This is a genomic window from Salmonella sp. SAL-020, assembly GCF_017372215.1.
GTDB classification, from domain to species: domain Bacteria; phylum Pseudomonadota; class Gammaproteobacteria; order Enterobacterales; family Enterobacteriaceae; genus Salmonella; species Salmonella enterica.
This window is the reverse complement of sequence record NZ_CP071690.1, coordinates 4,269,370-4,296,289: the sequence shown is the minus strand read 5'-3', so window position 1 is coordinate 4,296,289 and position 26,920 is coordinate 4,269,370. Positions and strand designations below refer to the sequence as shown.

At 53.6% G+C, this 26,920-nt stretch carries 28 protein-coding genes; 20 read left to right on the top strand and 8 right to left on the bottom strand.

Going from position 1 to position 26,920, the window contains the following annotated elements:
- Positions 1 to 5 precede the first annotated feature (5 nt).
- A complete protein-coding gene (gene psiE / locus J1G48_RS20805) occupies positions 6 to 416 on the top strand; it encodes a phosphate-starvation-inducible protein PsiE (RefSeq protein WP_000982752.1) in 411 nt (136 codons plus the stop codon).
- A gap of 165 nt (positions 417 to 581) precedes the next feature.
- Here psiE and malG read toward each other — a convergent pair whose 3' ends face one another.
- From malG to malE, 3 genes are all read right to left on the bottom strand, one after another.
- Positions 582 to 1,472 (bottom strand): maltose ABC transporter permease MalG, encoded by an 891-nt coding sequence (malG, locus tag J1G48_RS20800; protein WP_001252085.1) that lies wholly within the window; start codon positions 1,470 to 1,472, stop codon positions 582 to 584.
- A gap of 14 nt (positions 1,473 to 1,486) precedes the next feature.
- A complete protein-coding gene (gene malF / locus J1G48_RS20795; protein ID WP_000382570.1) occupies positions 1,487 to 3,031 on the bottom strand; it encodes a maltose ABC transporter permease MalF in 1,545 nt (514 codons plus the stop codon).
- A gap of 131 nt (positions 3,032 to 3,162) precedes the next feature.
- Complete coding sequence (gene malE / locus J1G48_RS20790) at positions 3,163 to 4,353, bottom strand: maltose/maltodextrin ABC transporter substrate-binding protein MalE (protein WP_000695412.1); 1,191 nt, start codon at positions 4,351 to 4,353, stop codon at positions 3,163 to 3,165.
- A 361-nt stretch (positions 4,354 to 4,714) separates the two neighbouring features.
- On the opposite strand from malE, the gene malK reads away from it, so the two are divergent.
- The 5 genes from malK to ubiA all read left to right on the top strand — a co-directional run bounded on the left by malK (position 4,715) and on the right by ubiA (position 9,916).
- Positions 4,715 to 5,824, top strand: a complete 1,110-nt coding sequence (malK, locus tag J1G48_RS20785) for a maltose/maltodextrin ABC transporter ATP-binding protein MalK (RefSeq protein ID WP_000179176.1) — start codon at positions 4,715 to 4,717, stop codon at positions 5,822 to 5,824.
- Positions 5,825 to 5,912: 88 nt separating this feature from the next.
- Positions 5,913 to 7,271 carry a maltoporin gene (locus J1G48_RS20780; protein ID WP_000973645.1) on the top strand — a complete coding sequence of 453 codons (1,359 nt, stop codon included), beginning with the start codon at positions 5,913 to 5,915 and terminating at the stop codon, positions 7,269 to 7,271.
- A gap of 163 nt (positions 7,272 to 7,434) precedes the next feature.
- On the top strand, positions 7,435 to 8,352 hold the full coding sequence (gene malM, locus J1G48_RS20775) for a maltose operon protein MalM (protein WP_000782497.1): 918 nt from the start codon (positions 7,435 to 7,437) through the stop codon (positions 8,350 to 8,352).
- A gap of 180 nt (positions 8,353 to 8,532) precedes the next feature.
- Positions 8,533 to 9,030: a chorismate lyase gene (gene ubiC, locus J1G48_RS20770; RefSeq protein ID WP_000019219.1), complete on the top strand. Its 498-nt coding sequence runs from the start codon at positions 8,533 to 8,535 to the stop codon at positions 9,028 to 9,030.
- Positions 9,031 to 9,043: 13 nt separating this feature from the next.
- A complete protein-coding gene (gene ubiA, locus J1G48_RS20765; protein ID WP_000455249.1) occupies positions 9,044 to 9,916 on the top strand; it encodes a 4-hydroxybenzoate octaprenyltransferase in 873 nt (290 codons plus the stop codon).
- A 98-nt stretch (positions 9,917 to 10,014) separates the two neighbouring features.
- Here the strand turns inward: ubiA and plsB are convergent, their stop codons facing one another.
- Positions 10,015 to 12,435: a glycerol-3-phosphate 1-O-acyltransferase PlsB gene (gene plsB, locus J1G48_RS20760; protein ID WP_000017360.1), complete on the bottom strand. Its 2,421-nt coding sequence runs from the start codon at positions 12,433 to 12,435 to the stop codon at positions 10,015 to 10,017.
- Positions 12,436 to 12,605: 170 nt separating this feature from the next.
- Between plsB and J1G48_RS20755 the strand changes: the two genes are divergently transcribed.
- The 5 genes from J1G48_RS20755 (at position 12,606) to J1G48_RS20735 (ending at position 15,536) form a co-directional block, all read left to right on the top strand.
- On the top strand, positions 12,606 to 12,974 hold the full coding sequence (locus J1G48_RS20755) for a diacylglycerol kinase (RefSeq protein ID WP_000002900.1): 369 nt from the start codon (positions 12,606 to 12,608) through the stop codon (positions 12,972 to 12,974).
- Positions 12,975 to 13,082: 108 nt separating this feature from the next.
- A complete protein-coding gene (gene lexA, locus J1G48_RS20750; protein WP_000646079.1) occupies positions 13,083 to 13,691 on the top strand; it encodes a transcriptional repressor LexA in 609 nt (202 codons plus the stop codon).
- A 178-nt stretch (positions 13,692 to 13,869) separates the two neighbouring features.
- Positions 13,870 to 15,195, top strand: coding sequence for an MATE family efflux transporter DinF (gene dinF / locus J1G48_RS20745; RefSeq protein WP_001128105.1), 1,326 nt, complete (start codon positions 13,870 to 13,872; stop codon positions 15,193 to 15,195).
- A complete protein-coding gene (locus tag J1G48_RS20740; RefSeq protein ID WP_001575282.1) occupies positions 15,192 to 15,305 on the top strand; it encodes a hypothetical protein in 114 nt (37 codons plus the stop codon). Before dinF ends, J1G48_RS20740 begins: the two co-directional genes overlap by 4 nt.
- A 21-nt stretch (positions 15,306 to 15,326) precedes the next feature.
- Complete coding sequence (locus J1G48_RS20735) at positions 15,327 to 15,536, top strand: CsbD family protein (protein ID WP_001030592.1); 210 nt, start codon at positions 15,327 to 15,329, stop codon at positions 15,534 to 15,536.
- Positions 15,537 to 15,634: 98 nt separating this feature from the next.
- Here the strand turns inward: J1G48_RS20735 and zur are convergent, their stop codons facing one another.
- On the bottom strand, positions 15,635 to 16,150 hold the full coding sequence (gene zur / locus J1G48_RS20730; protein ID WP_000416271.1) for a zinc uptake transcriptional repressor Zur: 516 nt from the start codon (positions 16,148 to 16,150) through the stop codon (positions 15,635 to 15,637).
- Positions 16,151 to 16,396: 246 nt separating this feature from the next.
- Here zur and J1G48_RS20725 point away from each other — a divergent pair, with 246 nt between their 5' ends.
- The 3 genes from J1G48_RS20725 to pspG all read left to right on the top strand — a co-directional run bounded on the left by J1G48_RS20725 (position 16,397) and on the right by pspG (position 19,203).
- Complete coding sequence (locus tag J1G48_RS20725) at positions 16,397 to 17,707, top strand: conjugal transfer protein TraF (RefSeq protein WP_001039337.1); 1,311 nt, start codon at positions 16,397 to 16,399, stop codon at positions 17,705 to 17,707.
- Between the two features lie 87 nt (positions 17,708 to 17,794).
- Positions 17,795 to 18,793: a tRNA dihydrouridine(20/20a) synthase DusA gene (gene dusA, locus J1G48_RS20720; RefSeq protein WP_001182227.1), complete on the top strand. Its 999-nt coding sequence runs from the start codon at positions 17,795 to 17,797 to the stop codon at positions 18,791 to 18,793.
- Between the two features lie 167 nt (positions 18,794 to 18,960).
- A complete protein-coding gene (pspG, locus tag J1G48_RS20715; RefSeq protein WP_000891414.1) occupies positions 18,961 to 19,203 on the top strand; it encodes an envelope stress response protein PspG in 243 nt (80 codons plus the stop codon).
- A 174-nt stretch (positions 19,204 to 19,377) separates the two neighbouring features.
- Here pspG and J1G48_RS20710 read toward each other — a convergent pair whose 3' ends face one another.
- Positions 19,378 to 20,361, bottom strand: coding sequence for a quinone oxidoreductase (locus J1G48_RS20710; RefSeq protein ID WP_000235559.1), 984 nt, complete (start codon positions 20,359 to 20,361; stop codon positions 19,378 to 19,380).
- 64 nt (positions 20,362 to 20,425) lie between these two features.
- Between J1G48_RS20710 and dnaB the strand changes: the two genes are divergently transcribed.
- The 6 genes from dnaB (at position 20,426) to J1G48_RS20680 (ending at position 26,135) form a co-directional block, all read left to right on the top strand.
- Positions 20,426 to 21,841 carry a replicative DNA helicase gene (dnaB, locus tag J1G48_RS20705; RefSeq protein ID WP_000918353.1) on the top strand — a complete coding sequence of 472 codons (1,416 nt, stop codon included), beginning with the start codon at positions 20,426 to 20,428 and terminating at the stop codon, positions 21,839 to 21,841.
- Positions 21,842 to 21,872: 31 nt separating this feature from the next.
- Positions 21,873 to 22,952: an alanine racemase gene (gene alr / locus J1G48_RS20700; RefSeq protein WP_001147297.1), complete on the top strand. Its 1,080-nt coding sequence runs from the start codon at positions 21,873 to 21,875 to the stop codon at positions 22,950 to 22,952.
- 185 nt (positions 22,953 to 23,137) lie between these two features.
- Positions 23,138 to 24,331, top strand: a complete 1,194-nt coding sequence (tyrB, locus tag J1G48_RS20695) for an aromatic amino acid transaminase (protein ID WP_000486908.1) — start codon at positions 23,138 to 23,140, stop codon at positions 24,329 to 24,331.
- A 186-nt stretch (positions 24,332 to 24,517) separates the two neighbouring features.
- Entirely contained in the window at positions 24,518 to 25,231 is a 714-nt protein-coding gene (aphA, locus tag J1G48_RS20690; RefSeq protein ID WP_000724435.1) for an acid phosphatase AphA, read from the top strand.
- 128 nt (positions 25,232 to 25,359) lie between these two features.
- Complete coding sequence (locus J1G48_RS20685) at positions 25,360 to 25,776, top strand: secondary thiamine-phosphate synthase enzyme YjbQ (RefSeq protein WP_000270392.1); 417 nt, start codon at positions 25,360 to 25,362, stop codon at positions 25,774 to 25,776.
- A 2-nt stretch (positions 25,777 to 25,778) separates the two neighbouring features.
- Positions 25,779 to 26,135, top strand: a complete 357-nt coding sequence (locus tag J1G48_RS20680) for an MmcQ/YjbR family DNA-binding protein (protein ID WP_000155666.1) — start codon at positions 25,779 to 25,781, stop codon at positions 26,133 to 26,135.
- On the opposite strand, the gene J1G48_RS20675 is transcribed toward J1G48_RS20680, so the two are convergent.
- Positions 26,136 to 26,474 (bottom strand): membrane protein, encoded by a 339-nt coding sequence (locus J1G48_RS20675; protein WP_000146599.1) that lies wholly within the window; start codon positions 26,472 to 26,474, stop codon positions 26,136 to 26,138.
- Positions 26,461 to 26,916 (bottom strand): hypothetical protein, encoded by a 456-nt coding sequence (locus J1G48_RS20670; protein ID WP_000432197.1) that lies wholly within the window; start codon positions 26,914 to 26,916, stop codon positions 26,461 to 26,463. Before J1G48_RS20670 ends, J1G48_RS20675 begins: the two co-directional genes overlap by 14 nt.
- Positions 26,917 to 26,920 lie beyond the last annotated feature (4 nt).

The window sequence follows — 26,920 nt, the reverse complement described above, 5'->3', positions numbered from 1 at the left end:
CTGTTATGATGCCATTATCGCGCTCACGTCTTGAGTTTATCGCCACGATTTTACAAAACGTACTAAATTTGGGGCTGCTTACCCTCGGTCTGATCCTGGTCGTTTTTCTCGGTAAAGAGACGGTTCATCTGGCGGATGCATTATTCGTGCCTGAGCAAGCCAGCAAATATGAACTGGTGGAAGGGCTGGTGATCTACTTTCTTTATTTCGAATTTATTGCGCTGATTGTGAAGTACTTTAAGTCTGGCCTTCACTTTCCGCTGCGCTATTTCGTGTACATTGGGATCACGGCGATTGTGCGCCTGATCATTGTCGATCATAAAACGCCAATGGATGTATTACTCTATTCGGCGGCGATCCTCCTGTTGGTTATCACGTTGTGGTTATGTAATTCGAACCGACTACGGCGAGAATAGGCGTCGCCACACCGTAACGGACGTATGGCGTGGCAATAAATCAGCTGCTGTCTATAACGCATAAAAAAAGCGCTCCGAAGAGCGCCAAAATACGACCATAAGTGGGGATAACATAACTTGAGGGCAGTGGCATTGCCCGTTGCCGGGCAGGTACTTCGATAAAACTTAACCTTTCACACCCCCAGCCGTCAGGCCGTTGACCAGCCAACGTTGCGCCAACAGGAACACCAGGGTGATAGGAATAGCTGAAAGGACGGCGGCGGCGGCAAAGTCGCCCCACAAATAGTTTTGCGGGTTGAGATATTGCTGCATACCCACGGCCAGCGTATAGCTGTCCACATCGCGCAGTAACAACGAGGCGACCGGAACTTCGGTAATCGCTGCGATGAACGACAGAATAAACACCACCGCCAGAATCGGTACGGAAAGCGGCAGCAGCACCAGGCGAAACGCCTGCCACGGGGTTGCGCCATCCAGCGCGGCGGCCTCTTCCAGCGAACTGTCGATAGTTTCGAAGTAGCCTTTAATCGTCCAGACATGCAGCGCGATGCCGCCAAGATAGGCGAAGATCACGCCGCCATGCGTATTCAGACCGATAAATGGAATGTATTGTCCCAGGCGATCAAATAACGCATACAGCGCTACCAGAGACAAAACCGCCGGAAACATCTGGAAAATCAGCATCCCTTTGAGCAGTGTTGCTTTACCTGGAAAACGCATTCGTGCGAAAGCGTAGGCGCAGGTGGTGGAGAGCGCCACGATGCCGATGGCGGTAATACCGGCGATTTTCACCGAGTTCCACAGCCACAGCAGGACCGGGAAGGGAGGCGGCGTTACCCGACCATCCGCATGTTCCACGCTGAAACCCAGCGCCAGCCGCCAGTGTTCCCAGGAGATTTTATCCGGGATCAGGCTTCCGGTGGCGAAGTTCCCTTCACGTAGCGAGATAGCGATGACCATCAGCAGCGGGAACATAATCGCTGCGATGAAAATCAGCAGCCCCAGGTGCGTGATGAGGAGACGCAGTTTCTGAGATTTGGGTTGGACCATAGCCATTGTTATTATCTCCCTTAATCAAACTTCATACGCGTGGCTTTCAGGTTCACTATTGCCAGCGCGCCTACCAGCAGGAAGATCAGCGTGGCAATGGCCGCCGCCAGACCGAAGTCCTGACCGCCGCCGCCTTCAAAGGCGATACGGTAGGTGTAGCTGACGAGCAAATCGGTATAACCGGCAGGCGTGGTGGTGCCGAGACGGTCTGGCCCGCCGTTGGTCAATAACTGAATCAGGACAAAGTTATTAAAGTTAAAGGCGAAGCTGGCGATCATCAGCGGCGTTAGCGGCTTAATCAGCAGCGGTAAGGTGATCTTAAAGAAATTCTGAAATGGACCGGCGCCGTCCATTGCGGAGGCTTCGTACAGGTCATCCGGAATCGCTTTCAGCAGTCCCATGCACAGGATCATCATGTAGGGATAGCCCAGCCAGGTATTCACGATAATCACCATTGCCCGCGCGGTGTTGGGGTCGCTGAACCAGGCAGGTTTAATGCCAAACAGCGCGCTCAGCATCATATTGATTTCGCCAAAGCTTTGGTTGAATAACCCTTTGAAAATCAAAATTGAAATAAACGACGGTACGGCGTAGGGCAGAATCAGCAGGACGCGGTAGATAGCTTTACCTTTCAGCGCTTCCCACTGTACGAGGCAGGCCAATACCATCCCAACCGCCACAGTTAACACCACAGTGAGGACCGAAAAGACCACGGTCCAGACGAAGATAGCGAAAAAAGGCTTCTGGATCCCTTCGTCGGTAAAGACGCGCGTAAAGTTTTTCGCGCCGATAGTAACGGTATAACCAGGACTGAGTTTTTCATCACCCCAGCTTCCGTCGGCGTTGATCGACTGATAATAACCGCTATCGTTATTTGGCCGGTATTTTACGCCGCTCTGGTTATTGGTAAGCAGGCCGTCATCAGCCAGTGTGTACAGCGGACGGGTACCGGAAAACTGACGCAGCGAGCTCATAATCACTTTACTTTCATCCGGCAGGACGGCGGTTATCTGGTTCAACGCCAGACGGTTCTGGGTGATTATCCGCAGATTGGCGCGTTCGCCGCCCGGCAGGGCATCGGTCTCTTTCAGCTGTAATTTTTGTTCGCCGCCGAAGGAAAATGCGTCAGACAGGTAATGTTTGCCCGTTTCTCCGTCGGTGAGGGCCAGTTGCCACTCGTCGCCGCTCGGGTAAAGACCGAAGTTATAGGTTTTTCCTGCCTGATAAGAACGGTCCATCAGCACTTGTTGGGCGCGTTCAAAGGTGAGCTGGTTGGTGCTGCTGTAGTTAGTAAAGGCGATAGCGATGGTGCACACCAGCGGGAATAGCACAAACAGCCCCATGCCGGCGAGGCCAGGGTAAACGTAGCGCCAGGCATAGGTTTTACGATTTGCGAAAATATACAGGCCAGCAGAGCTTAAAATCAGCGTCATGATGGCGAACAGATACTCCCCTTGTACGTACATTAAAACTACAAGGTAACCCACCAGCAGGCCCAGCAGACCAATTACTGACCATTTAAGCTGGTCGCTTTGCCACCAGTGTTTCTTTTTAATGACATCCATGGGGGTTTTCCTCTACAGCGTTGAAACTTCCTGGCCGGAGATGTGCCTGATGGCGCTGCGCTTATCAGGCCTACGGTGTGTTGTAGGCCTGATAAGGCATTTATGCCGCCATCCGGCACAGGCTCGCGGCATTACTTAGTGATACGGCTTTGTGCATCTTTCAGCGCGGCATCCACGGTTTGACGGCCGCTGGCGGCGTTGATCACAGCCGTACGTACCGCATACCAGAAGGCGGACATTTGCGGAATATTCGGCATGATCTCGCCTTTCTGGGCGTTATCCATGGTGGCGGCGATACGGGGGTCTTTCGCTAACTGCTCCTGGAAAGATTTCAGCGCCACGGCGCCCAGCGGTTTATCTTTGTTCACCGCTTCCAGACCCTGATCGGTCAGCAGGTAGTTTTCGAGGAACTCTTTCGCCAGCTCTTTATTCGGGCTGGCAGCGTTAATCCCCGCGCTCAGCACGCCGACGAACGGTTTCGAGGGTTTACCTTTGAAGGTCGGCAGCAGGGTGACACCGTAGTTGACTTTGCTCTTGTCGATGTTCGACCATGCCCACGGACCGTTGATGGTCATTGCCGTTTCGCCTTTATTGAAGGCCGCTTCGGCGATGGAGTAATCGGTATCGGCGCTCATATTTTTGTTCTTGATCATATCGATCAGGAAAGTCAGGCCCGCTTTCGCGCCGGCGTTGTCGACACCAACGTCTTTCACGTCATACTTGCCGTTTTCAAATTTGAACGCGTAACCGCCGTCAGCGGCGATCAAAGGCCAGGTGAAATACGGCTCTTGCAGGTTGAACATTATCGCCGACTTCCCTTTCGCTTTTAGCTCTTTATCCAGCGCCGGGATCTCTTCCCAGGTTTTCGGCGGGTTCGGGACGAGGTCTTTGTTATAAATCAGGGAGAGGGCTTCAACGGCGATGGGGTAGGCGATCAGCTTGCCGTTATAACGTACCGCATCCCAGGTGAACGGATAGAGTTTGTCCTGAAACGCTTTATCCGGAGTGACCTCCGCCAGCAGACCAGACTGCGCGTAGCCGCCAAAACGGTCGTGCGCCCAGAAGATAATGTCAGGACCGTCGCCGGTGGCTGCCACCTGCGGGAATTTCTCTTCCAGCTTATCCGGGTGCTCAACGGCCACTTTAATGCCGGTGTCTTGCTCAAATTTTTTACCGACCTCGGCCAGACCGTTATAACCCTTGTCGCCGTTGATCCAGATAACCAGTTTACCTTCTTCAATTTTGGCGAGAGCCGGGGCGGAAATCATCATCGTCGTAAGTGCGGATAATGCGAGGATGCCTACGCCAGTTTTAATCTTCATATCTCCCATCCTTTTTGGTGATGTACACAGAGGTGGTTTAACGGTCTCTAGTTTCTTTATACGACAACCTCTTTCCATCCTCCCCGCCCCTACGCCCCACCCCGACTTTATGTGATCTGTGTTGCATAAATGTGAGTAATGCGTGCTGGCGCACACAAAAACACGCCGATTTTTGCGGGCGGCATCACGAAATTCCTTTTCTGTCCGCGCCCGTGGTCTCAGGTGTTGTGTCCTCATCCTCCCGCCTCCTCCCCCATAAAAAAGCCGGGGGGTGGAGGATTTACCCCAGTCAGGGATCGCGCATAGTCAGGCCATCATGAATGTTGCTGTCAATGACAGGTTGTAACGAAGGGAGAAGGGCATGGCGAGCGTACAGCTACGAAATGTAACGAAAGCCTGGGGTGACGTGGTGGTATCGAAAGATATTAACCTCGATATCCATGACGGGGAGTTCGTGGTGTTTGTGGGACCGTCAGGCTGTGGTAAATCGACCTTGCTGCGTATGATCGCCGGGCTTGAAACCATCACCAGTGGCGACCTGTTTATCGGGGAAACCCGTATGAATGATATTCCGCCTGCCGAGCGCGGCGTGGGCATGGTATTCCAGTCTTATGCGCTCTATCCCCATCTCTCCGTTGCAGAAAACATGTCTTTCGGCCTCAAGCTGGCGGGCGCCAAAAAAGAGGTAATGAATCAACGCGTCAATCAGGTGGCGGAAGTACTGCAACTGGCGCATCTGCTGGAACGTAAGCCAAAAGCGCTTTCCGGCGGTCAGCGTCAGCGCGTAGCGATTGGCCGCACGCTGGTGGCGGAGCCGCGTGTGTTTTTGCTGGATGAACCGCTCTCTAACCTGGATGCCGCGCTACGCGTGCAGATGCGCATTGAAATTTCTCGCCTGCATAAACGTCTGGGCCGCACGATGATTTACGTCACCCACGATCAGGTCGAGGCGATGACGCTGGCCGACAAAATCGTGGTGCTGGACGCCGGTCGCGTCGCGCAGGTCGGTAAGCCGCTGGAGCTGTACCACTATCCGGCGGACCGTTTTGTCGCGGGCTTCATCGGCTCGCCGAAGATGAACTTCCTGCCGGTGAAAGTGACCGCCACCGCGATTGAACAAGTCCAGGTCGAACTGCCGAATCGCCAGCAAATCTGGCTGCCGGTCGAAAGTCGCGGCGTGCAGGTCGGCGCCAATATGTCTTTAGGTATTCGGCCGGAACACCTGCTGCCGAGCGATATCGCCGATGTCACCCTGGAAGGCGAAGTCCAGGTGGTCGAGCAGTTAGGGCACGAAACACAAATTCATATCCAGATCCCCGCCATCCGTCAAAACCTGGTTTATCGCCAGAATGACGTGGTGTTGGTAGAAGAGGGCGCCACATTCGCTATCGGCCTGCCGCCAGAGCGCTGTCATCTGTTCCGCGAGGATGGCAGCGCATGTCGTCGTCTGCATCAAGAGCCGGGTGTTTAAGGCCTCCATAAAAAAACGAAACGCAAAACCATTCGCAGTTTTAGAAGGTGGCAGCGTTTAAAGAAAAGCAATGATCTCAGGAGATAGAATGATGATTACTCTGCGCAAACTCCCACTGGCGGTTGCTGTCGCAGCGGGCGTAATGTCCGCTCAGGCAATGGCTGTCGATTTCCACGGTTACGCCCGTTCCGGTATTGGCTGGACGGGAAGCGGCGGCGAACAACAGTGTTTCCAGGCAACGGGTGCCCAAAGTAAATACCGTCTTGGTAACGAATGTGAAACCTATGCGGAACTGAAACTGGGCCAGGAAGTGTGGAAAGAGGGCGATAAGAGCTTCTATTTCGACACCAACGTCGCCTATTCGGTTAACCAGCAGAACGACTGGGAATCGACCGATCCCGCCTTCCGCGAAGCGAACGTGCAGGGTAAAAACCTGATTGAATGGCTGCCGGGCTCTACCATCTGGGCCGGTAAGCGCTTCTATCAGCGTCATGACGTACACATGATCGACTTCTACTACTGGGATATTTCAGGTCCTGGCGCAGGTATCGAAAATATCGATCTGGGCTTCGGTAAGCTTTCACTGGCGGCGACCCGGTCTACTGAAGCGGGCGGCTCTTACACCTTCAGCAGCCAGAATATTTATGATGAAGTAAAAGATACCGCTAACGACGTCTTTGACGTACGTCTGGCTGGTCTGCAAACGAACCCGGACGGCGTACTGGAGCTAGGCGTTGATTACGGTCGCGCCAATACGACCGATGGTTATAAGCTGGCTGATGGGGCATCGAAAGACGGCTGGATGTTCACCGCCGAACACACGCAAAGCATGTTGAAAGGCTATAACAAGTTTGTCGTGCAATATGCCACCGATGCCATGACCACGCAGGGTAAAGGCCAGGCGCGCGGTTCCGACGGTTCTTCATCTTTCACTGAAGAATTGTCTGATGGAACCAAAATTAATTACGCCAATAAGGTCATCAATAATAATGGCAATATGTGGCGTATTTTGGATCATGGCGCCATCTCGCTTGGTGATAAATGGGATTTGATGTACGTCGGTATGTACCAGAATATCGATTGGGATAATAACCTGGGTACTGAGTGGTGGACCGTGGGTGTACGTCCAATGTACAAGTGGACGCCAATCATGAGCACCCTGCTGGAAGTCGGCTACGACAACGTGAAATCTCAGCAGACCGGCGATCGTAACAATCAATATAAAATCACCCTGGCGCAACAGTGGCAGGCGGGCGACAGCATCTGGTCGCGTCCGGCTATCCGTATTTTCGCCACCTACGCGAAATGGGATGAGAAATGGGGCTATATCAAAGACGGCGATAACATTTCCCGTTATGCCGCAGCGACTAACTCCGGCATTTCCACCAACAGCCGTGGCGATAGCGATGAGTGGACCTTCGGCGCCCAGATGGAAATCTGGTGGTAATACGATGGTCATCTGACGTAACGAGGGGCGCAAGCCCCTCTGAAACATCAGGTCTGATGATGCTTGTAAGCCGAATAAGGCGCCAGCCGCCATTCGGCGATATGTTTGGGTTGGCGCGCTATTGCCTGGCTACCGCTGAACCCGCCTTATTGAGGTGAGAATAATGAAAATGAAGAAAAGTCTCGTCGCCCTCTGTTTAACCGCAGGGCTGTTCGCCAGCGTGCCGGGTATCAGCCTGGCGGAAGTGAACTATGTACCGCAAAATACCAGCGCCGCGCCCGCTATTCCTGCTGCTGCGCTACAGCAATTAACCTGGACGCCTGTAGATCAGTCAAAAACGCAGTCTACCCAACTGGCGACTGGCGGCCAGCGCCTTGACGTCGCCGGCATTACCGGCCCGGTCGCCGCTTATAGCGTTCCGGCGAATATCGGCGAGCTGACATTAACTCTGACCAGCGAGGTCAATAAGCAAGCCAGCGTTTTTGCGCCAAACGTGTTGATTCTTGACCAAAATATGACGCCTTCGGCGTTCTTCCCCAGCAGTTACTTTACTTATCAGCAGCCGGGCGTCATGAGCGCAGACCGGCTGGAAGGCGTGATGCGCCTGACGCCTGCGTTGGGGCAGCAGAAACTCTATGTTCTGGTGTTTACGACCGAAAAAGATCTTCAGCAAACCACTACGCTGCTCGATCCGGCAAAAGCCTATGCCAAAGGCGTCGGCAACTCTATCCCGGATATTCCCGATCCAGTTGCTCGCCATACCACTGACGGCGTGGTGAAACTGAAGGTGAAAACCAACAGTAGCTCCAGCGTATTGGTCGGGCCGTTGTTTGGCTCGTCCGGTACCGGGCCGGTAACGGTAGGCAATACCGCCGCGCCGGTCGCTGCGCCAGCGCCAGTCGCGCCGAAGAAAAGCGAGCCGATGTTGAACGATACGGAAAGCTACTTTAATAAAGCGATTAAGGATGCCGTAGCGAAAGGCGACGTCGATAAAGCGCTGAAACTGCTTGATGAGGCCGAACGTCTGGGATCGACATCTGCCCGTTCCACCTTTATCAGCAGTGTAAAAGGCAAGGGGTAATTATTTCCCCACAGTGCTGATTTTGCAGCAACTGGTGCGTCTCCTGGCGCACCTTTTTTTATCATTTCATGCGAATTGTTATTTTTTTGTTGCGCAACAGATCACTTAATTGTGATTGCGCCCCCCGTAATGTCTTTTCTGAGATACAATGACTTTAGGTTATGAATCGGAGAGTAAGGCATGTCACACCCTGCGTTAACGCAACTGCGTGCGCTGCGCTATTTTGATGCGATTCCTGCGCTTGAACCCCATTTGCTGGACTGGCTGTTGCTGGAAGATTCTATGACTAAACGTTTTGAGCAGCAGGGAAAGCGGGTAAGCGTGACGCTGATTCGGGAAGCGTTTGTCGGCCAAAGTGAGGTCGAGGAAGCATCAGGTTTACTGCCATCCGAGTCCCGCTACTGGTTACGTGAGATACTGCTTTGCGCTGACGGCGAGCCCTGGCTTGCCGGACGTACCGTGGTACCGGAATCCACGCTGTGCGGACCTGAACAGGTCTTACAACATCTGGGTAAAACCCCGCTTGGACGTTATCTATTTACATCATCGACACTGACCCGCGATTTTATTGAAATTGGACGCGATGCAACGCTGTGGGGGCGCCGCTCTCGACTGCGGTTGAGCGGAAAACCGCTGTTGCTTACCGAGCTTTTTTTACCTGCATCGCCGCTGTACTGAGAGGAAGATAAAGATGGAGTGGAGTCTGACGCAGAGTAAGCTGCTGGCGTTTCACCGTTTGATGCGTACAGATAAGCCTATTGGCGCGTTGCTGCTGCTCTGGCCGACGCTTTGGGCGCTATGGGTGGCGACGCCGGGTATGCCTCAGCTGTGGATTTTGGCAGTTTTTGTCGCTGGCGTGTGGTTAATGCGCGCGGCGGGCTGCGTGGTAAATGATTATGCCGATCGTAAATTTGACGGACATGTAAAACGTACGGTCAACCGGCCTTTACCCAGCGGCGCCGTGACAGAGAAAGAAGCGCGCAACCTGTTTGTGGTGCTGGTGCTGCTGGCGTTTCTGTTGGTGCTGACGCTGAACGCCATGACGATTCTGCTTTCCGTGGCGGCGCTGGCGTTGGCCTGGGTTTATCCCTTTATGAAACGCTACACCCACCTGCCGCAGGTCGTGCTGGGGGCCGCTTTCGGCTGGTCAATCCCCATGGCGTTCGCCGCGGTGAGCGAATCCCTGCCGTTGAGCTGCTGGCTAATGTTCCTCGCCAATATTCTCTGGGCAGTGGCTTACGATACGCAATATGCGATGGTCGACAGAGATGATGATATCAAGATAGGCATTAAATCGACGGCGATCTTGTTTGGTCGTTATGACACATTGATTATCGGGATTCTGCAGCTTGGCGTCATGGCGTTAATGGCGCTGATCGGCTGGTTGAATGGTCTGGGATGGGGATATTACTGGGCTGTGCTGGTGGCGGGCGCGCTGTTTGTCTACCAGCAAAAACTGATTGCGAACCGTGAGCGTGAAGCCTGCTTTAAAGCCTTTATGAACAATAACTACGTTGGCCTGGTGCTATTTTTAGGGCTGGCGATGAGTTACTGGCACTTCTGATGTCATGCCGGGCGGACCCGGCCTACAAAGCCAAAATTTTCAATACGTCATATCAGTTGCCCGATAAGCTTACGCCATCGGGCATTTCAGGCACTGGCTTACTCGCCCTGCGTCGCGCTTTCAATCGTCAGACGGACATCAGAGGTAATCAGATCGGCAAGCATCTGATATATCTTCATCGTTTCTGCCGGTTCGGCATCGCCCGTATCACTGATATAACCCTCATCCCGTAGCGTCAACACGAGTGAACTGAACACCGCTTTGTCGAAAAACTCCGGCGCGTTAATACCGTGCAGGACAGACAGACGTTGCGCCACGGTACGGCTTTCTTTCTCCAGCGTACTGCGGTTGATGGACGGATTGGCGCTCAACAGCCAGAACGTAATGGCATAACGCTGTAGCGTTTCGCGCGCGCCTGCCGCCAGCAGTTGCAGCGTACGGGAATGCGTCGGGTTGATATGCAGTTCATCATCCTGCAGGGTAATTAGCCCCTGACGCTGCATTTCACTGGCCAGCGCGTCAATGACCGAGGCTAACTCCTCGCGCTCCCAGCGCAGGAACAGCTCCGCTTTTAACATCGGATAGAGCGCTTCAACATGCTGCTGCAACGCATCACGCGAAATGCGACGATGCTGGGTGATAATCGCCGCCATCAGCGAAGGCATAATCAACATATGCGCGATATTGTTACGATAGTAGGTCATCAACACCGCCTGCTCGCGCGGCAGAATGATGATATCGCCAATGGTGTCTTTCTCGACCTCAAACTTATTCATCTGCAGCGCGTGAGCGATGAGCTCGCCAGCGCTGGCGGCAGGAACGGTTGAGTCTGTGGAATAAGGGACATTGCGCATCAGATCGAGATAGCAATCAAGCTGCTCGGTGAGCTGCTCGCGGGTGAGCGAGCGCTGACGCGACGCTAACAGCGCGGTACAACACAGGTTCATCGCGTTTGCCGCGCCAGCGTTGTTAATACGCACCATCAGATCGGCGGCGATACTATTTACCGTCGGCGTCAGCCAGGCTGGGCGTATGGCCTCTATAGGGTCGATAGATTCGCGCCACTCCGGCACATGCTGGTTCAGGTACGTCATGAGCGGCATCGGTTCGCCAAAGTTAACGTAGCCCTGACCCAGATTGCGCAGCTTGCTCAAGCCTTTCAGCATCTGCGGCAGGCTCTCTTTCTCTTTTGTCGCGCCGCGCAGTTCTTTCGCATAGGTGCCCACTTCCATGACGTGCTCATAGCCGATGTAAATAGGCACTAACGTAATTGGACGGGTACCGCCGCGCAGCATCGCCTGGATAGTCATCGACAGGGTGCCGGTTTTCGGGTCTAACAAACGTCCGGTACGCGAACGTCCTCCTTCGACAAAATACTCAACCGAGTAACCGCGGCTGAACAGCTCGCCCAGGTATTCGCGAAAGACGGTGGAATAGAGTTTATTCCCCTTAAAGGTGCGACGAATAAAGAACGCGCCCAGACGACGGAAAATCGGGCCAGCGGGCCAGAAATTAAGGTTAATGCCTGCGGCAATGTGCGGCGGAACCAGTCCCTGATGGTACAGCACATAAGAAAGGAGCAAATAGTCCATATGGCTGCGGTGACAGGGCACATAGACGATTTCATGCCCGTCGTGCGCCAGTTGGCGTACGCGCTCGGCGTTATGCACGTTAATCCCCTGGTACAGTCGGTTCCAGGTAAACCCCAAAATCCTGTCGGTCAAACGAATCATCTCGTAAGAGAAGTTCGCCGCGATCTCTTCCATCAGCGCAATGGCGTTTTGCTGCGCTTTTTCATGAGAGATTTTCTTACTGCGCGCTTCGTCTTCTACCGCGCGGGCGATCGCTTTCGAGGCCAGCAGTTTGTTAAACAGATCCTGACGGGCGGGCAGGCGTGGGCCAACCGCCGCCAGGCGCTGGCGAGCAAAGTGCATACGCGCCACGCGAGCCAGCTTCTGCGCGATGATTTTATCGGTGCCGTGTTCATCAGCCATGCGACGCAATGAGACGGACGGCGAGAATCGGACAAAGCTATCGCGACCCAGCCAGGAGATGGCAAAGAATTTCTGTACGCCGTTCAGCATACGTAAAGGCGGGTTATCTTCTCCCTTTTCACGACCCGGCGCGCGGCCAAACATCACGGAAACGGGCACCATCTGCACGTCCAAAGCCGGATTACTCCGATGCAGATCGAGATAATCGTGAAAAAGTTTCACCGACTCTTCTTTTGGCGTGTAATAGGTAAAGACACGCGGTCCGCCGTGAATAAATACATAGCGTGGCAACAGCGCGCCGTCGATCTCCAGCGGCTCCAGCGGATCCGGGAGATCGTGCGCCAGACATTGCGCCCGCAGCGTCAGTAAGTCCGCTTTTGAGTTGTATGGCAAGACATACATAATGGGGCGAGAAGTATCGAGCCCCAATTCCTGGGCGGGTTCCGCCGGAATAGACTTGCTTTTTACCAGTATGCTTAATGGTAAATTCAGTAATTTGTAGTAAATTCGTGGCCAGCCGGACATAAACGATGTAAAGCCTCTGGTTAATAATGCAAATGCGGTGCAAGGATATCAGAAAGTTTAGCGAATTTCTGTTGTATCCCGTCATACTTCGCGCTGCGTTACGGCAGTCCGAATCGTGCAGGGCAACCGTATAATGTCATTGACGTTAATAATGTAAAAAGGTTCTTTTGATGGCCAATAATACCACTGGATTCACCAGAATTATCAAAGCGGCAGGATATTCCTGGAAAGGATTTCGCGCCGCATGGACTCACGAAGCGGCGTTTCGCCAGGAAAGTATCGCGGTATTGCTGGGCGTCATCATCGCCTGCTGGCTGGATGTGGATGCGATTACCCGTGTGTTATTGATAGGTTCCGTTTTACTTATCATGATTGTTGAAATCCTCAACAGCGCTATTGAAGCGGTCGTTGACCGCATCGGTTCTGAATACCATGAGCTTTCCGGCCGTGCGAAAGATATGGGATCGGCTGCGGTGCTACTGTCTATTTTCGTTGCCCTGATGACCTGGGGCATCCTGTTATGGTCACATTTTCGATAAAGGTTCCAAATTTTATAAATCTCTTGTTTTTTGCGCCGTTTGTGGTTCCAAAATCACCTTTAACTGTATATACTCACAGCATGACTGTATATACACCCAGGGGGCGGAATGAAAGCGTTAACGGCCAGGCAACAAGAGGTGTTTGATCTCATCCGGGATCACATCAGCCAGACAGGTATGCCACCGACGCGTGCGGAAATCGCGCAGCGTTTGGGGTTCCGTTCCCCAAACGCTGCGGAAGAACACCTTAAAGCGCTGGCGCGCAAAGGGGTGCTTGAAATCGTTTCCGGCGCATCGCGAGGTATCCGTCTGTTACAGGAAGAAGAGGACGGATTACCGCTTGTCGGGCGTGTCGCGGCGGGTGAACCGCTTCTGGCGCAGCAGCATATTGAAGGCCATTACCAGGTCGATCCTTCGCTGTTCAAACCCAGCGCCGATTTCCTGCTGCGCGTGAGCGGTATGTCGATGAAAGACATCGGTATTATGGATGGGGATTTGCTGGCGGTACATAAAACGCAGGACGTCCGTAATGGCCAGGTGGTTGTCGCTCGCATTGACGATGAAGTGACAGTAAAACGCCTGAAAAAGCAGGGCAATAAAGTGGAGCTGCTGCCGGAAAACAGCGAGTTTACACCGATAGTGGTGGATCTGCGCGAACAAAGCTTTACGATTGAAGGGCTGGCGGTAGGCGTCATTCGCAACGGGGAATGGTTGTAATCTCGTTTTAATCTCCTTGTAAGCCGTCATCCGGCAATCGTGCAGCCTGATGGCGCTGCGCTTAGCAGGCCTACGGGAATGCAGTTCCTGAGATGATTAATTTGTAGGCCGGATAAGGCGTTACGTTGCCATCCGGCAATGCGCTCGTTTCGTTTAACTCCTTGTCAGGCTTTTCTCCATGCCGCTTTTTACCTCCTCTGATAAAGCTCTCTGGCATCTCGCGCTGCCGATGATTTTTTCTAACATCACCGTCCCCTTGCTGGGGCTGGTCGATACGGCGGTGATTGGTCATCTGGACAGCCCGGTTTTCCTGGGCGGCGTGGCGGTGGGCGCGACTGCCACCAGCTTTCTTTTCATGCTGCTGCTATTTCTACGTATGAGCACCACCGGCCTAACGGCGCAGGCATTTGGCGCCAAAAATCCGCAGGCGTTAGCCCGGGCGCTCATTCAACCGTTATTACTGGCGCTGGGCGCTGGCGTGATGATTGTGCTATTTCGCACGCCGCTTATCGAGCTGGCTTTATATATTGTCGGCGGGAACGACGCTGTCCTGGTGCAAGCGAGACGCTTCCTTGAAATTCGTTGGCTAAGCGCTCCCGCGTCACTGGCGAATCTGGTGCTGCTCGGTTGGCTGTTAGGCGTTCAGTATGCGCGGGCGCCGGTTATCTTGTTGGTCGTGGGCAATATCCTCAATATCGCGCTCGACCTGTGGCTGGTGATGGGGCTTCATATGAACGTGCAGGGTGCTGCCCTGGCGACGGTCATCGCAGAATATGTCACGTTACTGATCGGCCTCATGATGGTACGTAAAGTTCTCCATCTCCGCGGTGTGTCGCTGGATATGCTAAAACAGGCCTGGCGCGGCAACGTGCGCCGCCTTTTGGCGCTCAATCGCGATATCATGCTGCGCTCATTGCTCCTTCAGCTTTGTTTTGGCGCAATCACGGTGTCAGGCGCGCGGCTGGGCAGCGATATTATCGCGGTAAATGCAGTCCTGATGACCTTACTCACCTTTACGGCCTATGCGCTGGACGGTTTTGCTTATGCGGTGGAGGCGCACTCCGGTCAGGCTTACGGCGCGCGTGACGGTAGCAAGCTACTGGACGTCTGGCGAGCGGCGTGTCGTCAGTCAGGAATTGTGGCCTTGTTGTTTTCCACAGTCTATGCCCTGGCAGGCGAACATATTGTCGCGTTACTGACCTCATTGCCGCAAATACAGCTACTGGCGGATCGGTATCTTATCTGGCAGGTGGTATTACCGCTGGTGGGCGTATGGTGCTATCTGCTCGACGGTATGTTTATTGGCGCGACGCGCGCTGCCGAAATGCGCAATAGCATGGCTGTCGCCGCGGGAGGATTCGCGCTGACGCTCTTCGCCCTGCCGGTATTAGGAAATCATGGTTTATGGCTGGCATTAACCGTGTTCCTGGCGCTTCGCGGTCTGTCGTTGAGCCTTATCTGGCGTCGTCACTGGCGCGAGGGTACATGGTTTGCCAGATCGTGACGGTTAAAAATTCTGAATATAAAACCGAAGGCCGAATTCCTGCCTACAATTATTATCACGTCCAGCAGAAATTGCAGTGCATTTGGGCGAATAACACCTGCTATTCCTAACCGAATGATGAGGACAAGATGATGAATAAAGACGAAGCCGGCGGTAACTGGAAACAGTTTAAAGGTAAAATGAAAGAACAATGGGGCAAACTGACCGATGACGATATGACCGTTATCGAAGGTAAACGCGACCAACTGGTAGGTAAAATCCAGGAGCGTTACGGTTACCAGAAAGATCAGGCGGAAAAAGAGGTTGTTGACTGGGAAACCCGTAACAACTATCGCTGGTAATATGTTTTCCCCTACCAGGAGTACATGGATGTGCTTCCCACTGTTTGCTTATGAATGCGGGCGTGCCCCTCTCTACTGCCGCCCGTTTTCCGTTCAGGCTAACGCGGTTTTTTCTTCACCAGCACCGAGTGATCGTGACCACAGTCGCCCGGATGGCGACACGCTTCCACTTCTACGCACGCAGGGCACAGACCGTGCGCCTCAATAACGTTATGTCGTAGCGCAAATCCCATTTTAGCCGCCAGCGTATGCATGATGTCTTCCACGCCCTCGGCACACTCTTCCTTCACCACGCCGCAACGATCGCAGATAAACATGGCCGAGCTGTGCGTCGGCTGGTCGAACAGGTGGCAAACCACATAACTATTGGTGGATTCCACTTTATGGACAAAACCCTGTTCGAGCAAAAAATCCAGCGCGCGGTAAATGGTGGGCGGTTTGGCCTGTGGTTCCGTTTCGCGCAGCAAATCGAGCAAATCGTATGCGCTGATGGCACCCTGTTGCAGACTCATCAGGCGCAGCACTTCGAGGCGCTGAGGCGTCAGGCGCACGTTGCGCTGCGCGCAGAGTTTTTCAGCTTGCGCCAGTAACTCTTGCGTTGTGGTCTTTTCCATGTAGCACCTCGAATGGCATGAAAGTCTAATCCGTTACTTTACCACGAGCTGCTTAAAACTCTGAAATTACCCCGCGACAATATATCGCCTGCTAAGCTTTTCCGCGCCAGTATTCTCATCTATACATAATGAGGGTCGATATTATAACAACAGGATTTAACATCACTATTTCACAGCAATAGTTCGCCTCTGTCCGGTAAAGCGTGGCGGAGGAATTACTTCACCTGATAATAAGATGGGCTAACTGTGAACAAAAACGTCAAACTTTCACTGATTGCTATCGCGGTCTCGCTTTTTATGGCAAAGCAGGCGAGCGCCGCCAATACCTGGACGGAAGCGCGTAATGACGCAATGGGCGGGACGGGCGTTGCGTCCGCGAATTATGGCAGCGGAGTACTATTAAATCCGGCGTTACTGGCAAAAGCCAAACCGGAAGACAATATCACTGTTGTCCTTCCTGCGGTCGGCGTCCAGATTACGGATAAAGACAATCTCCAGGATGAAATTGACGATATCAGCGATAAAGTGGATTACTACGATGAGGTCGTCGATAACCTTACGCTGGGGCAAATTCTGCTCAATCCGCGAGGCGTGCTGAATCAATTTCAGGGCGCCGCGCGCGACCTGGCCGATGAGCTGGAATATCTCAACGGAAAAACCGCCCGCGCCAATGCCGGCGCCGGGTTGGCGGTAAGTATTCCAGGGCAAACGCTTTCCGTGGCGTTTATCGCCAAAGGTTATGCGCATGGGCGCGTGAGTTCGTCCATTGATCAGAACGATATTCAGTATCTGCGCGATATCCAGCATGATGAACGTGTCGCGCTTCGTGAAGCAGGACGCGCTGCTTTGCTGGGGTCTGACGAAATTACAAAGCATTTAAACTCTACCGCGTCGGGGCGGGTAGCGATTGTGTCTGACTACGGTATTGCACTGGCGAAGCAGTTTGTGGTGGGCGAGGTGCCTGTTTCCATTGGCGTTACGCCAAAACTGCAAAAAACCTGGCTCTATAACTACACCACCTCAATTTATAACTACGACAGTAGCGACTGGAATAGCAGCCGTTATCGCAATGACGATACGGGTTTTAACATTGATGCGGGGCTTGCTGCCGATATCGGTGAAAACTGGACGTTGGGGCTGAGCGGGCAAAATCTGGTATCTCGCGATATCGATACGAAAGATATTTACATCACTAATGGTATGACGGGAGAAACCACCAACTACAAAGATACATACCAAATCCGCCCCCTGGTTACCGCGGGCGTCGCATGGCATAACGATTTGCTGACCGTAAGCGCCGATGGCGATCTGACGGAAACGAAAGGCTTTAAGAGCGAAGACAATTCACAGTACGTTGGCGTCGGCGCTGAAGTTCGACCGTTATCATGGCTGGCGGTGCGCGCAGGGTATCGTGCGGATGTGAAAAATAACGATAGCAATGTGGTTACCGGCGGTCTTGGCTTTGCGCCCTTTAACCGTGTGCATCTCGATTTAATGGGACTGTACGGCGAAGATGAAACCTGGGGGGCAGGCGCGCAGCTTACGATGACATTCTGAGGTGCTTTCACCGGAGGCGCTACGCCTCCGGTTTAGCGTTATGCTATAGTAACGCCCCTTTTTTAACCGGATGCTTATTTATTCGCCATGCAGCCTGAAACCCAGTCCTCCGCTTTCCCTGCTTATCGCTTCTCCATCGCGCCTATGCTCGACTGGACGGACAGACATTGCCGCTATTTCCTGCGTTTGCTGTCTCGCCAGACGCTGCTCTACACCGAAATGGTGACCACGGGCGCGATTATTCACGGTAAGGGTGACTATCTGGCTTATAGCGAAGAAGAGCATCCGGTCGCTCTACAGCTTGGTGGAAGCGATCCGGCTCAGCTTGCGCATTGTGCAAAGCTGGCGGAAGCGCGTGGCTACGATGAAATTAACCTCAACGTGGGGTGCCCCTCCGATCGTGTGCAAAATGGTATGTTTGGCGCCTGTTTGATGGGCAATGCGCAACTGGTCGCCGATTGTGTTAAAGCCATGCGTGATGTCGTCTCGATTCCGGTAACGGTAAAAACCCGCATTGGTATTGACGATCAGGACAGTTATGCGTTTCTGTGTGATTTCATCGATACGGTTTCCGGTCGGGGCGAATGCGAGATGTTTATTATCCATGCGCGCAAAGCCTGGCTTTCTGGCTTAAGCCCGAAAGAAAATCGTGAGATCCCGCCGCTGGATTACCCGCGCGTATACCAGCTAAAGCGGGATTTTCCGCACCTGACCATGTCCATTAACGGCGGCATCAAATCGCTGGAAGAGGCGAAGGAGCACCTGCGCCATATGGATGGCGTCATGGTTGGCCGCGAAGCTTATCAGAATCCGGGTATACTGGCCGCGGTGGATCGGGAGATTTTTGGCGCCGATACCACCGATGCCGACCCGGTTGCGGTGGTTCGCGCGATGTATCCCTATATTGAGCGTGAATTGAGCCAGGGAGCGTATCTGGGGCATATCACTCGCCATATGCTGGGGTTGTTCCAGGGCATTCCCGGCGCGCGACAGTGGCGTCGCTATCTGAGCGAAAACGCCCATAAAGCTGGCGCGGATGTTGCTGTACTGGAGCAGGCGCTAAAACTGGTAGCAGACAAGCGTTAAAAGTTCGCCAAAAATTAGTCAATCTCACCACGCTCTGTGCAGTCTTGCAGGGCGTTTTCTTTATATATCAAAAACATAAATATTGGCATGATTTTTGTAATAGCTTACCTGACCAGACCCGGTAAGCGCCGTGCCGCCGGGCAATGCCATCTTTATGGGGAGCGACTATGCTGGAACTACTTTTTGTGCTTGGCTTTTTTCTGATGTTAATGGTGACGGGCGTCTCCTTGCTGGGCATTCTGGCCGCGCTGGTTGTAGCGACTGCCGTCATGTTCCTGGGTGGAATGTTCGCCCTGATGATCAAGCTGTTACCGTGGCTACTGCTGGCGGTGGCTGTGGTGTGGGTGATCAAAGCAGTAAAAACGCCAAAAATCCCACAGTATCAGCGCAATAACCGTCGGTTTTACTAAGGTATTGAGCGGTTCGTCACAACCTGGAACTTTGCCCTCACAAGCAAATAGGAATCGATTATTAAATCTGTCATGATTGCGCAGGTAACGAATTCATCGCGCTGTACCCTACATACAGCCGAACAAAAAAAGAAAGGGCTTCCCGGGTGGAAGCCCAATTTCTTTGCAGAGCTATTACGGAATCAGCAGGCTTGAGCCCTGTGTGGCCCGGCTTTCCAGCACTTCATGCGCGCGACGGGCATCTTTTAACGCATAGCGTTGATTTTCAGCCACATCAACTTTAATCACGCCGCTGGCGATCAATGAGAACAATTCATTGCTGGCTTCGGTCAGTTCTTCACGCGTCGTAATATACCCCTGTAGTGAAGGTCGCGTGGCATACAGGGAACCTTTCTGATTCAGAATACCTAAATTCACGCCAGTGACGGGGCCGGACGCATTGCCGAAACTGACCATCAGTCCCCGACGTTGCAGGCAGTCCAGTGAGGCTTCCCAGGTATCTTTCCCCACGGAGTCATAGACCACGCGGACTTTTTTGCCGCCGGTGATCTCTTTTACCCGTTCGACAATGCTCTCCTCACGGTAATTAATCACCTGCCAGGCGCCGGCGTCCAGCGCCCGCTGCGCTTTTTGCGCGCTACCGACGGTACCGATAAGCTTCGCGCCCAGCGCTTTCGCCCATTGGCAGGCGATCAGACCGACGCCGCCCGCAGCGGCATGAAACAGGAAGGGTTCGTCGGGTTTCACTTCATAGGTTTTGCGCAACAGGTAAAAAACGGTCAATCCCTTGAGAAAAGAGGCTGCCGCCTGTTCGAAAGAAATGGCGTCAGGCAAAATCGCGGCTTTATCTGCGGTGACGTTATGGACGGAACTGTAAGCGCCGAGCGTTGACTGCGCGTAGACGACGCGATCGCCGACGCGAATGTGCTCCACGCCGTTGCCGACTTTACTGACCACACCCGCAGCTTCGGTTCCCAGGCCCGCAGGCAACGACGGGGGCGGATAGAGTCCGCTACGGATATAGGTGTCGATGAAGTTGATACCAATGGCTTTGTTCTCAACCTGGATTTCGTGTTCCGCCGGTTCCGTTGGCGTAAACTCCACGGTCTGAAGCACTTCCGGACCACCATGCTTGTGAAATTCAATACGCGTTGCCATGCTTCCTCCAAAAGAAATGTGGTAATCTTTCGACCCAATCACTATCTCGGTAACTCCATTCACTATGGCAGGAAATAAACCCTTCAACAAACCACAGACTGATGCCCGCGACCGCGATCCGCAGGTTGCCGGGATAAAAGTGCCGCCGCACTCGATTGAAGCGGAACAGTCGGTGTTGGGCGGTTTAATGCTGGATAACGAGCGCTGGGACGATGTGGCCGAGCGCGTGGTGGCGGAAGATTTCTATACCCGTCCGCATCGCCATATCTTTACGGAGATGGGGCGCTTGCAGGAAAGCGGCAGTCCTATCGACCTGATCACGCTCGCGGAATCGCTGGAGCGGCAGGGCCAACTGGACAGCGTCGGCGGTTTCGCCTATCTGGCGGAACTGTCTAAAAACACGCCAAGCGCGGCGAACATCAGTGCTTATGCGGACATTGTGCGCGAACGCGCCGTGGTCCGCGATATGATCGCGGTGGCGCATGAAATTGCGGACGCCGGTTACGATCCACAGGGGCGCAATAGCGACGAACTGCTGGATCTGGCGGAGTCGCGCGTCTTCCAGATCGCGGAAAACCGGGCCAACAAAGACGAAGGTCCGAAAAGCATCGACCAGATCCTCGACGCTACCGTGGCGCGTATTGAGCAGTTGTTCCAGCAACCGCACGATGGCGTTACAGGCGTGGATACCGGCTATCAGGATCTCAATAAAAAGACGGCAGGGTTACAGCGTTCGGATTTGATTATCGTCGCGGCGCGTCCCTCCATGGGTAAAACCACTTTTGCGATGAACCTCTGCGAAAATGCGGCGATGTTGCAGGATAAACCGGTACTGATCTTCAGCCTGGAGATGCCCGGCGAACAGATCATGATGCGTATGCTGGCCTCGCTGTCCCGCGTCGATCAGACACGTATTCGTACCGGTCAACTCGATGATGAAGACTGGGCGCGAATCTCCGGCACGATGGGCATTCTGCTGGAGAAACGCAATATGTATATTGACGACTCCTCAGGTCTTACGCCGACAGAAGTCCGTTCGCGCGCGCGGCGTATTTTCCGCGAACATGGCGGGTTAAGTCTGATTATGATCGACTACCTGCAATTGATGCGTGTGCCGTCGCTTTCTGATAACCGTACTCTGGAAATCGCCGAAATTTCTCGCTCGTTGAAAGCGCTGGCGAAGGAACTCCAGGTGCCGGTCGTGGCGCTATCGCAGCTTAACCGCTCCCTGGAACAACGCGCGGATAAACGTCCGGTGAACTCCGACCTGCGTGAATCCGGCTCTATTGAACAGGATGCCGACTTAATTATGTTTATCTACCGTGATGAGGTTTATCACGAGAACAGCGACTTAAAAGGCATTGCTGAAATTATTATTGGTAAGCAGCGTAACGGTCCTATCGGTACGGTTCGTCTGACGTTCAATGGTCAGTGGTCGCGCTTCGATAACTATGCGGGACCGCAATACGATGATGAGTAACTCTCCGTCATTCTGTTAACAAGGAATTCAAATGCAAGCGGCAACAGTCGTCATTAACCGCCGCGCTCTGCGACACAACCTGCAACGTCTGCGTGAACTGGCGCCTGCCAGTAAGCTGGTTGCGGTGGTGAAAGCGAACGCTTATGGACACGGTCTTCTGGAGACCGCGCGAACGCTCCCTGATGCTGACGCTTTTGGCGTGGCGCGTCTTGAAGAGGCTCTACGTCTGCGAGCGGGCGGGATCACGCAGCCTATCCTGCTGCTGGAGGGTTTTTTCGACGCCGCCGATCTGCCGACCATTTCCGCGCAATGTCTGCATACTGCCGTACATAATCAAGAGCAGCTTGCCGCCCTGGAGGCGGTGGAGCTGGCGGAGCCGGTAACGGTCTGGATGAAACTGGATACCGGTATGCATCGTCTCGGCGTGCGTCCCGAAGAGGCGGAGGCGTTCTACCAGCGTCTGACGCACTGTAAAAATGTACGCCAGCCGGTGAATATCGTCAGCCATTTTGCCCGTGCGGATGAGCCGGAATGCGGCGCTACCGAACATCAGCTCGACATTTTTAATGCCTTCTGTCAGGGTAAACCCGGTCAGCGCTCTATTGCCGCGTCTGGCGGTATCCTGCTGTGGCCGCAGTCTCACTTTGACTGGGCGCGTCCGGGCATCATTTTGTATGGCGTATCGCCGCTGGAGCACAAACCCTGGGGGCCGGATTTTGGTTTTCAGCCGGTGATGTCCTTAACCTCCAGTTTGATCGCGGTGCGTGACCACAAAGCGGGCGAACCGGTGGGCTACGGCGGGACATGGGTGAGTGAGCGCGACACGCGCCTGGGCGTGGTGGCGATGGGTTATGGCGATGGCTACCCACGAGCGGCGCCTTCCGGTACGCCAGTACTGGTCAATGGTCGTGAAGTTCCGATTGTCGGGCGGGTGGCGATGGATATGATTTGCGTAGATTTGGGGCCAAACGCGCAGGATAACGCGGGCGATCCGGTGGTCTTATGGGGTGAAGGTCTGCCGGTTGAACGTATCGCTGAAATGACAAAAGTAAGTGCTTACGAACTTATCACGCGCCTGACCTCAAGGGTGGCGATGAAGTATATTGATTAAATACGCGGCGGGCCGGGTGGCGCCTGCGCTTATCCGGCTTGTATCGCGCATTGGCTGTAGGCCGGATAAGACGTTCACGCCGCTATCCGGTAATATGCGCATCCACCACAACATCCTCTCGATCTTCTCGTCCTTCCGGTTTATTGTGTTATTTCCTGCCCTCTGTAAACCTGGAGAACCATCGCGTGTTTCAAAAAGTTGACGCCTATGCCGGCGATCCGATTCTTTCACTGATGGAGCGTTTTAAAGACGACTCCCGTCACGACAAAGTAAATCTGAGCATTGGCCTGTATTACAACGAAGACGGGATTATCCCACAGCTCAAAACGGTGGCCGAAGCCGAAGCCCGGCTTAACGCGCAGCCGCATGGCGCTTCGCTGTACCTGCCGATGGAAGGACTCAATACTTATCGCCATACTATCGCGCCTTTGCTCTTTGGCGCCGATCACCCGGTTCTTCAGCAACAGCGCGTGGCCACTATCCAGACATTAGGCGGCTCCGGCGCGCTGAAAGTAGGCGCGGATTTCCTGAAGCGTTATTTCCCCGACGCAGGCGTATGGGTGAGCGACCCCACCTGGGAAAACCATATTGCGATATTTGCCGGGGCAGGATTCGAAGTGAGTACTTACCCCTGGTATGACGACGCGACTAACGGCATCCGTTTTAACGATCTGCTGGCCACGCTGAATACGTTACCTGCGCGCAGTATCGTGCTGCTGCACCCCTGTTGTCACAACCCGACCGGGGCGGATTTAACGCCTTCGCAATGGGATGCGGTGATTGAAATAGTGAAAGCGCGCGATCTGATTCCGTTCCTTGATATTGCCTATCAGGGGTTTGGCGCAGGCATGGACGAGGATGCTTACGCTATTCGCGCCATTGCCAGCGCCGGGTTACCTGCGTTAGTCAGTAATTCTTTTTCGAAGATTTTCTCGCTGTACGGCGAGCGCGTCGGCGGCCTGTCCGTGGTGTGTGAAGATGCTGAAATCGCCGCGCGGGTTCTGGGACAGCTAAAAGCGACGGTGCGCCGAATTTACTCCAGTCCGCCGTGTTTCGGCGCTCAGGTGGTCGCTACGGTCCTGGGCGATGAGGCGTTAAAAGCGGGCTGGCTGGCGGAAGTCGACGCGATGCGTAACCGCATTATATCGATGCGCCAGACGCTGGTGAAGGAGCTGAAGGCGGAGATGCCTGACCGCAACTTTGATTACTTGTTACAGCAGCGCGGTATGTTCAGCTATACCGGGTTAAGCGCGGAGCAGGTCGAGCGGTTGCGCGATGAGTTTGGCGTTTACCTGATTGCCAGTGGCCGCATGTGTGTCGCCGGGCTTAATGCTTCAAATGTACACCGCGTGGCGAAGGCATTTGCCGCTGTCATGTAATATTCAGGCCGGACGGCGATAACAGTGCCCTCCGGCCTGACAATAGCTGTTGTGATCATCCTCTTTTTTCGTAACAAAACCGCAGATAATCCTTCCTTTTGACCGTTACTGGCGTTATGGTCAGATAGTTTTTTGAGCAAAGACTCATCTTAATAATTATAATATTTTGAATTTTAAGGGAAAACCATGAAAAAAATAACCCTGGCGCTGAGTGCCGTCTGTTTGTTGTTTACGCTAAACCATTCCGCGAATGCGTTAGTATCTTCCCCTTCGACACTCAATCCGGGCACTAATGTTGCAAAACTCGCGGAACAAGCGCCTGTCCATTGGGTCTCTGTCGCCCAGATTGAAAACAGCCTCACCGGACGCCCGCCGATGGCGGTCGGCTTTGATATTGACGACACCGTGTTATTTTCCAGCCCCGGATTCTGGCGCGGAAAGAAAACCTATTCCCCGGACAGCGACGATTATCTGAAAAATCCGGCCTTTTGGGAAAAAATGAACAACGGCTGGGATGAGTTCAGTATTCCAAAAGAAGTGGCCCGACAGCTCATTGATATGCATGTTCGCCGTGGCGACAGTATTTACTTTGTCACTGGTCGTAGTCAGACGAAAACGGAAACCGTGTCGAAAACGCTGGCGGATAACTTCCATATTCCGGCGGCGAATATGAATCCGGTGATTTTCGCCGGCGATAAACCGGAACAAAATACGAAAGTACAGTGGCTGCAGGAGAAGAACATGCGTATCTTCTACGGCGATTCGGATAACGATATTACCGCGGCTCGTGATTGTGGTATCCGCGGTATTCGCATCCTGCGCGCGGCTAACTCCACCTACAAACCGCTGCCGCAGGCAGGAGCGTTTGGCGAGGAAGTCATTGTCAACTCGGAGTACTAAAAATCAGGAGAGCGTCAGGCTCTCCTTTTTTGCATGATTTTTGCACAAACTTGCCCCGCTGGCTTTTACCTTTTCCAGACTTGCTGCACACTATTCAGGAGACGTTTGTTTTTAGGAAGGAGCAGCCTATGTGGTATCAGCGCACCATTACACTGAGCGAGAAGCCGCGCGGGTTTCATCTGATAACAGATGAAATTATCGATAAATTGTCTGGCTTACCGCCTGTCGAAACGGGTTTGCTGCATCTGTTGTTGCTACATACCTCGGCCTCGCTGACGCTAAACGAAAACTGCGATCCCACCGTGCGCGCTGATATGGAGCGCCATTTCCTGAAAACCGTTCCCGATAATGCGGCGTATGAACATGACTACGAAGGCGCGGATGACATGCCTTCGCATATTAAGTCGTCAGTATTGGGCGTCTCGTTGCTGCTGCCTGTACGCCAGGGGCGTTTACAGTTAGGAACATGGCAAGGTATCTGGTTGGGAGAGCACCGTATTCACGGCGGTCCACGTAAAATCATCGCGACACTACAAGGGGAATGATAATGACCATTTCGGAATTACTGCAATACTGCATGGCAAAACCTGGCGCAGAGCAGAGCGTCCACAGCGACTGGAAAGCGACGCAAATTAAAGTGGAAGATGTACTTTTCGCGATGGTAAAAGAAGTTGAAGGACGCCCGGCAGCCTCTCTCAAAACCAGCCCGGAACTGGCAGAGTTGTTACGTCAGCAGCACAGCGATGTACGACCGAGTCGGCACCTTAATAAAGCGCACTGGAGCACGGTCTATCTGGACGGCTCGCTGCCGGATTCACAACTCTATTATCTGGTCGATGCCTCTTATCAACAGGCGGTAAATGCGCTGTCGGAAGATAAACGCAAGCAGTTGCCGCAGTCCTGATTATAGCGCGCCGACCAACAACGCCAGGGCGATATCAATGAGGCGGATGACCGTAGACCGGATACGGCTGCCGAGGGCGATTTGCGCATTATTGGCGCGTAGCCTGGCGAGGTCCCGCTGTCCTTCCAGCAGAATAATCATATCGTCGTCGTCCAGCCAGCCGCGAGCATGTTCCTGAAGCGCGCGGGCGATAAACGCGGCGGACTCGCGGATAGCGTCGTCGCTGTCTTCTCTTGCCTGCTTATACGTCTGGATAAACTCGGCAATCGCCGAGGACGCTACAGGGTGTTCGGCCCGGGCGGTGGTCATCAGGTAATGTATTTCGTTAATAGACGCCATTTTCATCTCCTTGAGTGCAGTGGGCGCCCCAATGCAGACACTCACCCTGTATAGCTAATTTCCAGACCTGATTATTTTGCTGTTGGTATCTCTCTGCCTGGATGTGAGTAAGTGGTTGCTTACGTTGCATAACCCGCGCATAAAGACGCAAATAGTGATTTTTCAGCAGCGCCAGATTATCGAGTCGGTGTTTATCCCCACCTTGACGGGCGACCCGCTCAGCCTGAAAAAATGTCTGGCGGATATCGCGGTCATCCTTGAGCAGTGTCTCTTTTTGCCACGGTATTCGCGCCGCGTCCTGCAGGAAGCGGGTTGAGCGCGTTTGTAATAGCGTCAGTTGTTGAAAAGCCACGGCGCTAAAGCGGTCAGGCAGCGTACAGGCGGCTAAAAACAGGCACAGCAGTAGTGTGATTGCGTAGGGCAACTTCATGGTGTTTTCCATAACA

What these genes read in the sequence shown, in the direction of transcription:
- psiE (WP_000982752.1), top strand. Translation starts at nt 6, where the DNA reads ATGATGCCATTATCGCGCTCACGTCTTGAGTTTATCGCCACGATTTTA.
- malG (WP_001252085.1), bottom strand. Translation starts at nt 1,472, where the DNA reads ATGGCTATGGTCCAACCCAAATCTCAGAAACTGCGTCTCCTCATCACG.
- malF (WP_000382570.1), bottom strand. Translation starts at nt 3,031, where the DNA reads ATGGATGTCATTAAAAAGAAACACTGGTGGCAAAGCGACCAGCTTAAA.
- malE (WP_000695412.1), bottom strand. Translation starts at nt 4,353, where the DNA reads ATGAAGATTAAAACTGGCGTAGGCATCCTCGCATTATCCGCACTTACG.
- malK (WP_000179176.1), top strand. Translation starts at nt 4,715, where the DNA reads ATGGCGAGCGTACAGCTACGAAATGTAACGAAAGCCTGGGGTGACGTG.
- J1G48_RS20780 (WP_000973645.1), top strand. Translation starts at nt 5,913, where the DNA reads ATGATGATTACTCTGCGCAAACTCCCACTGGCGGTTGCTGTCGCAGCG.
- malM (WP_000782497.1), top strand. Translation starts at nt 7,435, where the DNA reads ATGAAAATGAAGAAAAGTCTCGTCGCCCTCTGTTTAACCGCAGGGCTG.
- ubiC (WP_000019219.1), top strand. Translation starts at nt 8,533, where the DNA reads ATGTCACACCCTGCGTTAACGCAACTGCGTGCGCTGCGCTATTTTGAT.
- ubiA (WP_000455249.1), top strand. Translation starts at nt 9,044, where the DNA reads ATGGAGTGGAGTCTGACGCAGAGTAAGCTGCTGGCGTTTCACCGTTTG.
- plsB (WP_000017360.1), bottom strand. Translation starts at nt 12,435, where the DNA reads ATGTCCGGCTGGCCACGAATTTACTACAAATTACTGAATTTACCATTA.
- J1G48_RS20755 (WP_000002900.1), top strand. Translation starts at nt 12,606, where the DNA reads ATGGCCAATAATACCACTGGATTCACCAGAATTATCAAAGCGGCAGGA.
- lexA (WP_000646079.1), top strand. Translation starts at nt 13,083, where the DNA reads ATGAAAGCGTTAACGGCCAGGCAACAAGAGGTGTTTGATCTCATCCGG.
- dinF (WP_001128105.1), top strand. Translation starts at nt 13,870, where the DNA reads ATGCCGCTTTTTACCTCCTCTGATAAAGCTCTCTGGCATCTCGCGCTG.
- J1G48_RS20735 (WP_001030592.1), top strand. Translation starts at nt 15,327, where the DNA reads ATGAATAAAGACGAAGCCGGCGGTAACTGGAAACAGTTTAAAGGTAAA.
- zur (WP_000416271.1), bottom strand. Translation starts at nt 16,150, where the DNA reads ATGGAAAAGACCACAACGCAAGAGTTACTGGCGCAAGCTGAAAAACTC.
- dusA (WP_001182227.1), top strand. Translation starts at nt 17,795, where the DNA reads ATGCAGCCTGAAACCCAGTCCTCCGCTTTCCCTGCTTATCGCTTCTCC.
- pspG (WP_000891414.1), top strand. Translation starts at nt 18,961, where the DNA reads ATGCTGGAACTACTTTTTGTGCTTGGCTTTTTTCTGATGTTAATGGTG.
- J1G48_RS20710 (WP_000235559.1), bottom strand. Translation starts at nt 20,361, where the DNA reads ATGGCAACGCGTATTGAATTTCACAAGCATGGTGGTCCGGAAGTGCTT.
- dnaB (WP_000918353.1), top strand. Translation starts at nt 20,426, where the DNA reads ATGGCAGGAAATAAACCCTTCAACAAACCACAGACTGATGCCCGCGAC.
- alr (WP_001147297.1), top strand. Translation starts at nt 21,873, where the DNA reads ATGCAAGCGGCAACAGTCGTCATTAACCGCCGCGCTCTGCGACACAAC.
- aphA (WP_000724435.1), top strand. Translation starts at nt 24,518, where the DNA reads ATGAAAAAAATAACCCTGGCGCTGAGTGCCGTCTGTTTGTTGTTTACG.
- J1G48_RS20685 (WP_000270392.1), top strand. Translation starts at nt 25,360, where the DNA reads ATGTGGTATCAGCGCACCATTACACTGAGCGAGAAGCCGCGCGGGTTT.
- J1G48_RS20680 (WP_000155666.1), top strand. Translation starts at nt 25,779, where the DNA reads ATGACCATTTCGGAATTACTGCAATACTGCATGGCAAAACCTGGCGCA.
- J1G48_RS20675 (WP_000146599.1), bottom strand. Translation starts at nt 26,474, where the DNA reads ATGGCGTCTATTAACGAAATACATTACCTGATGACCACCGCCCGGGCC.
- J1G48_RS20670 (WP_000432197.1), bottom strand. Translation starts at nt 26,916, where the DNA reads ATGGAAAACACCATGAAGTTGCCCTACGCAATCACACTACTGCTGTGC.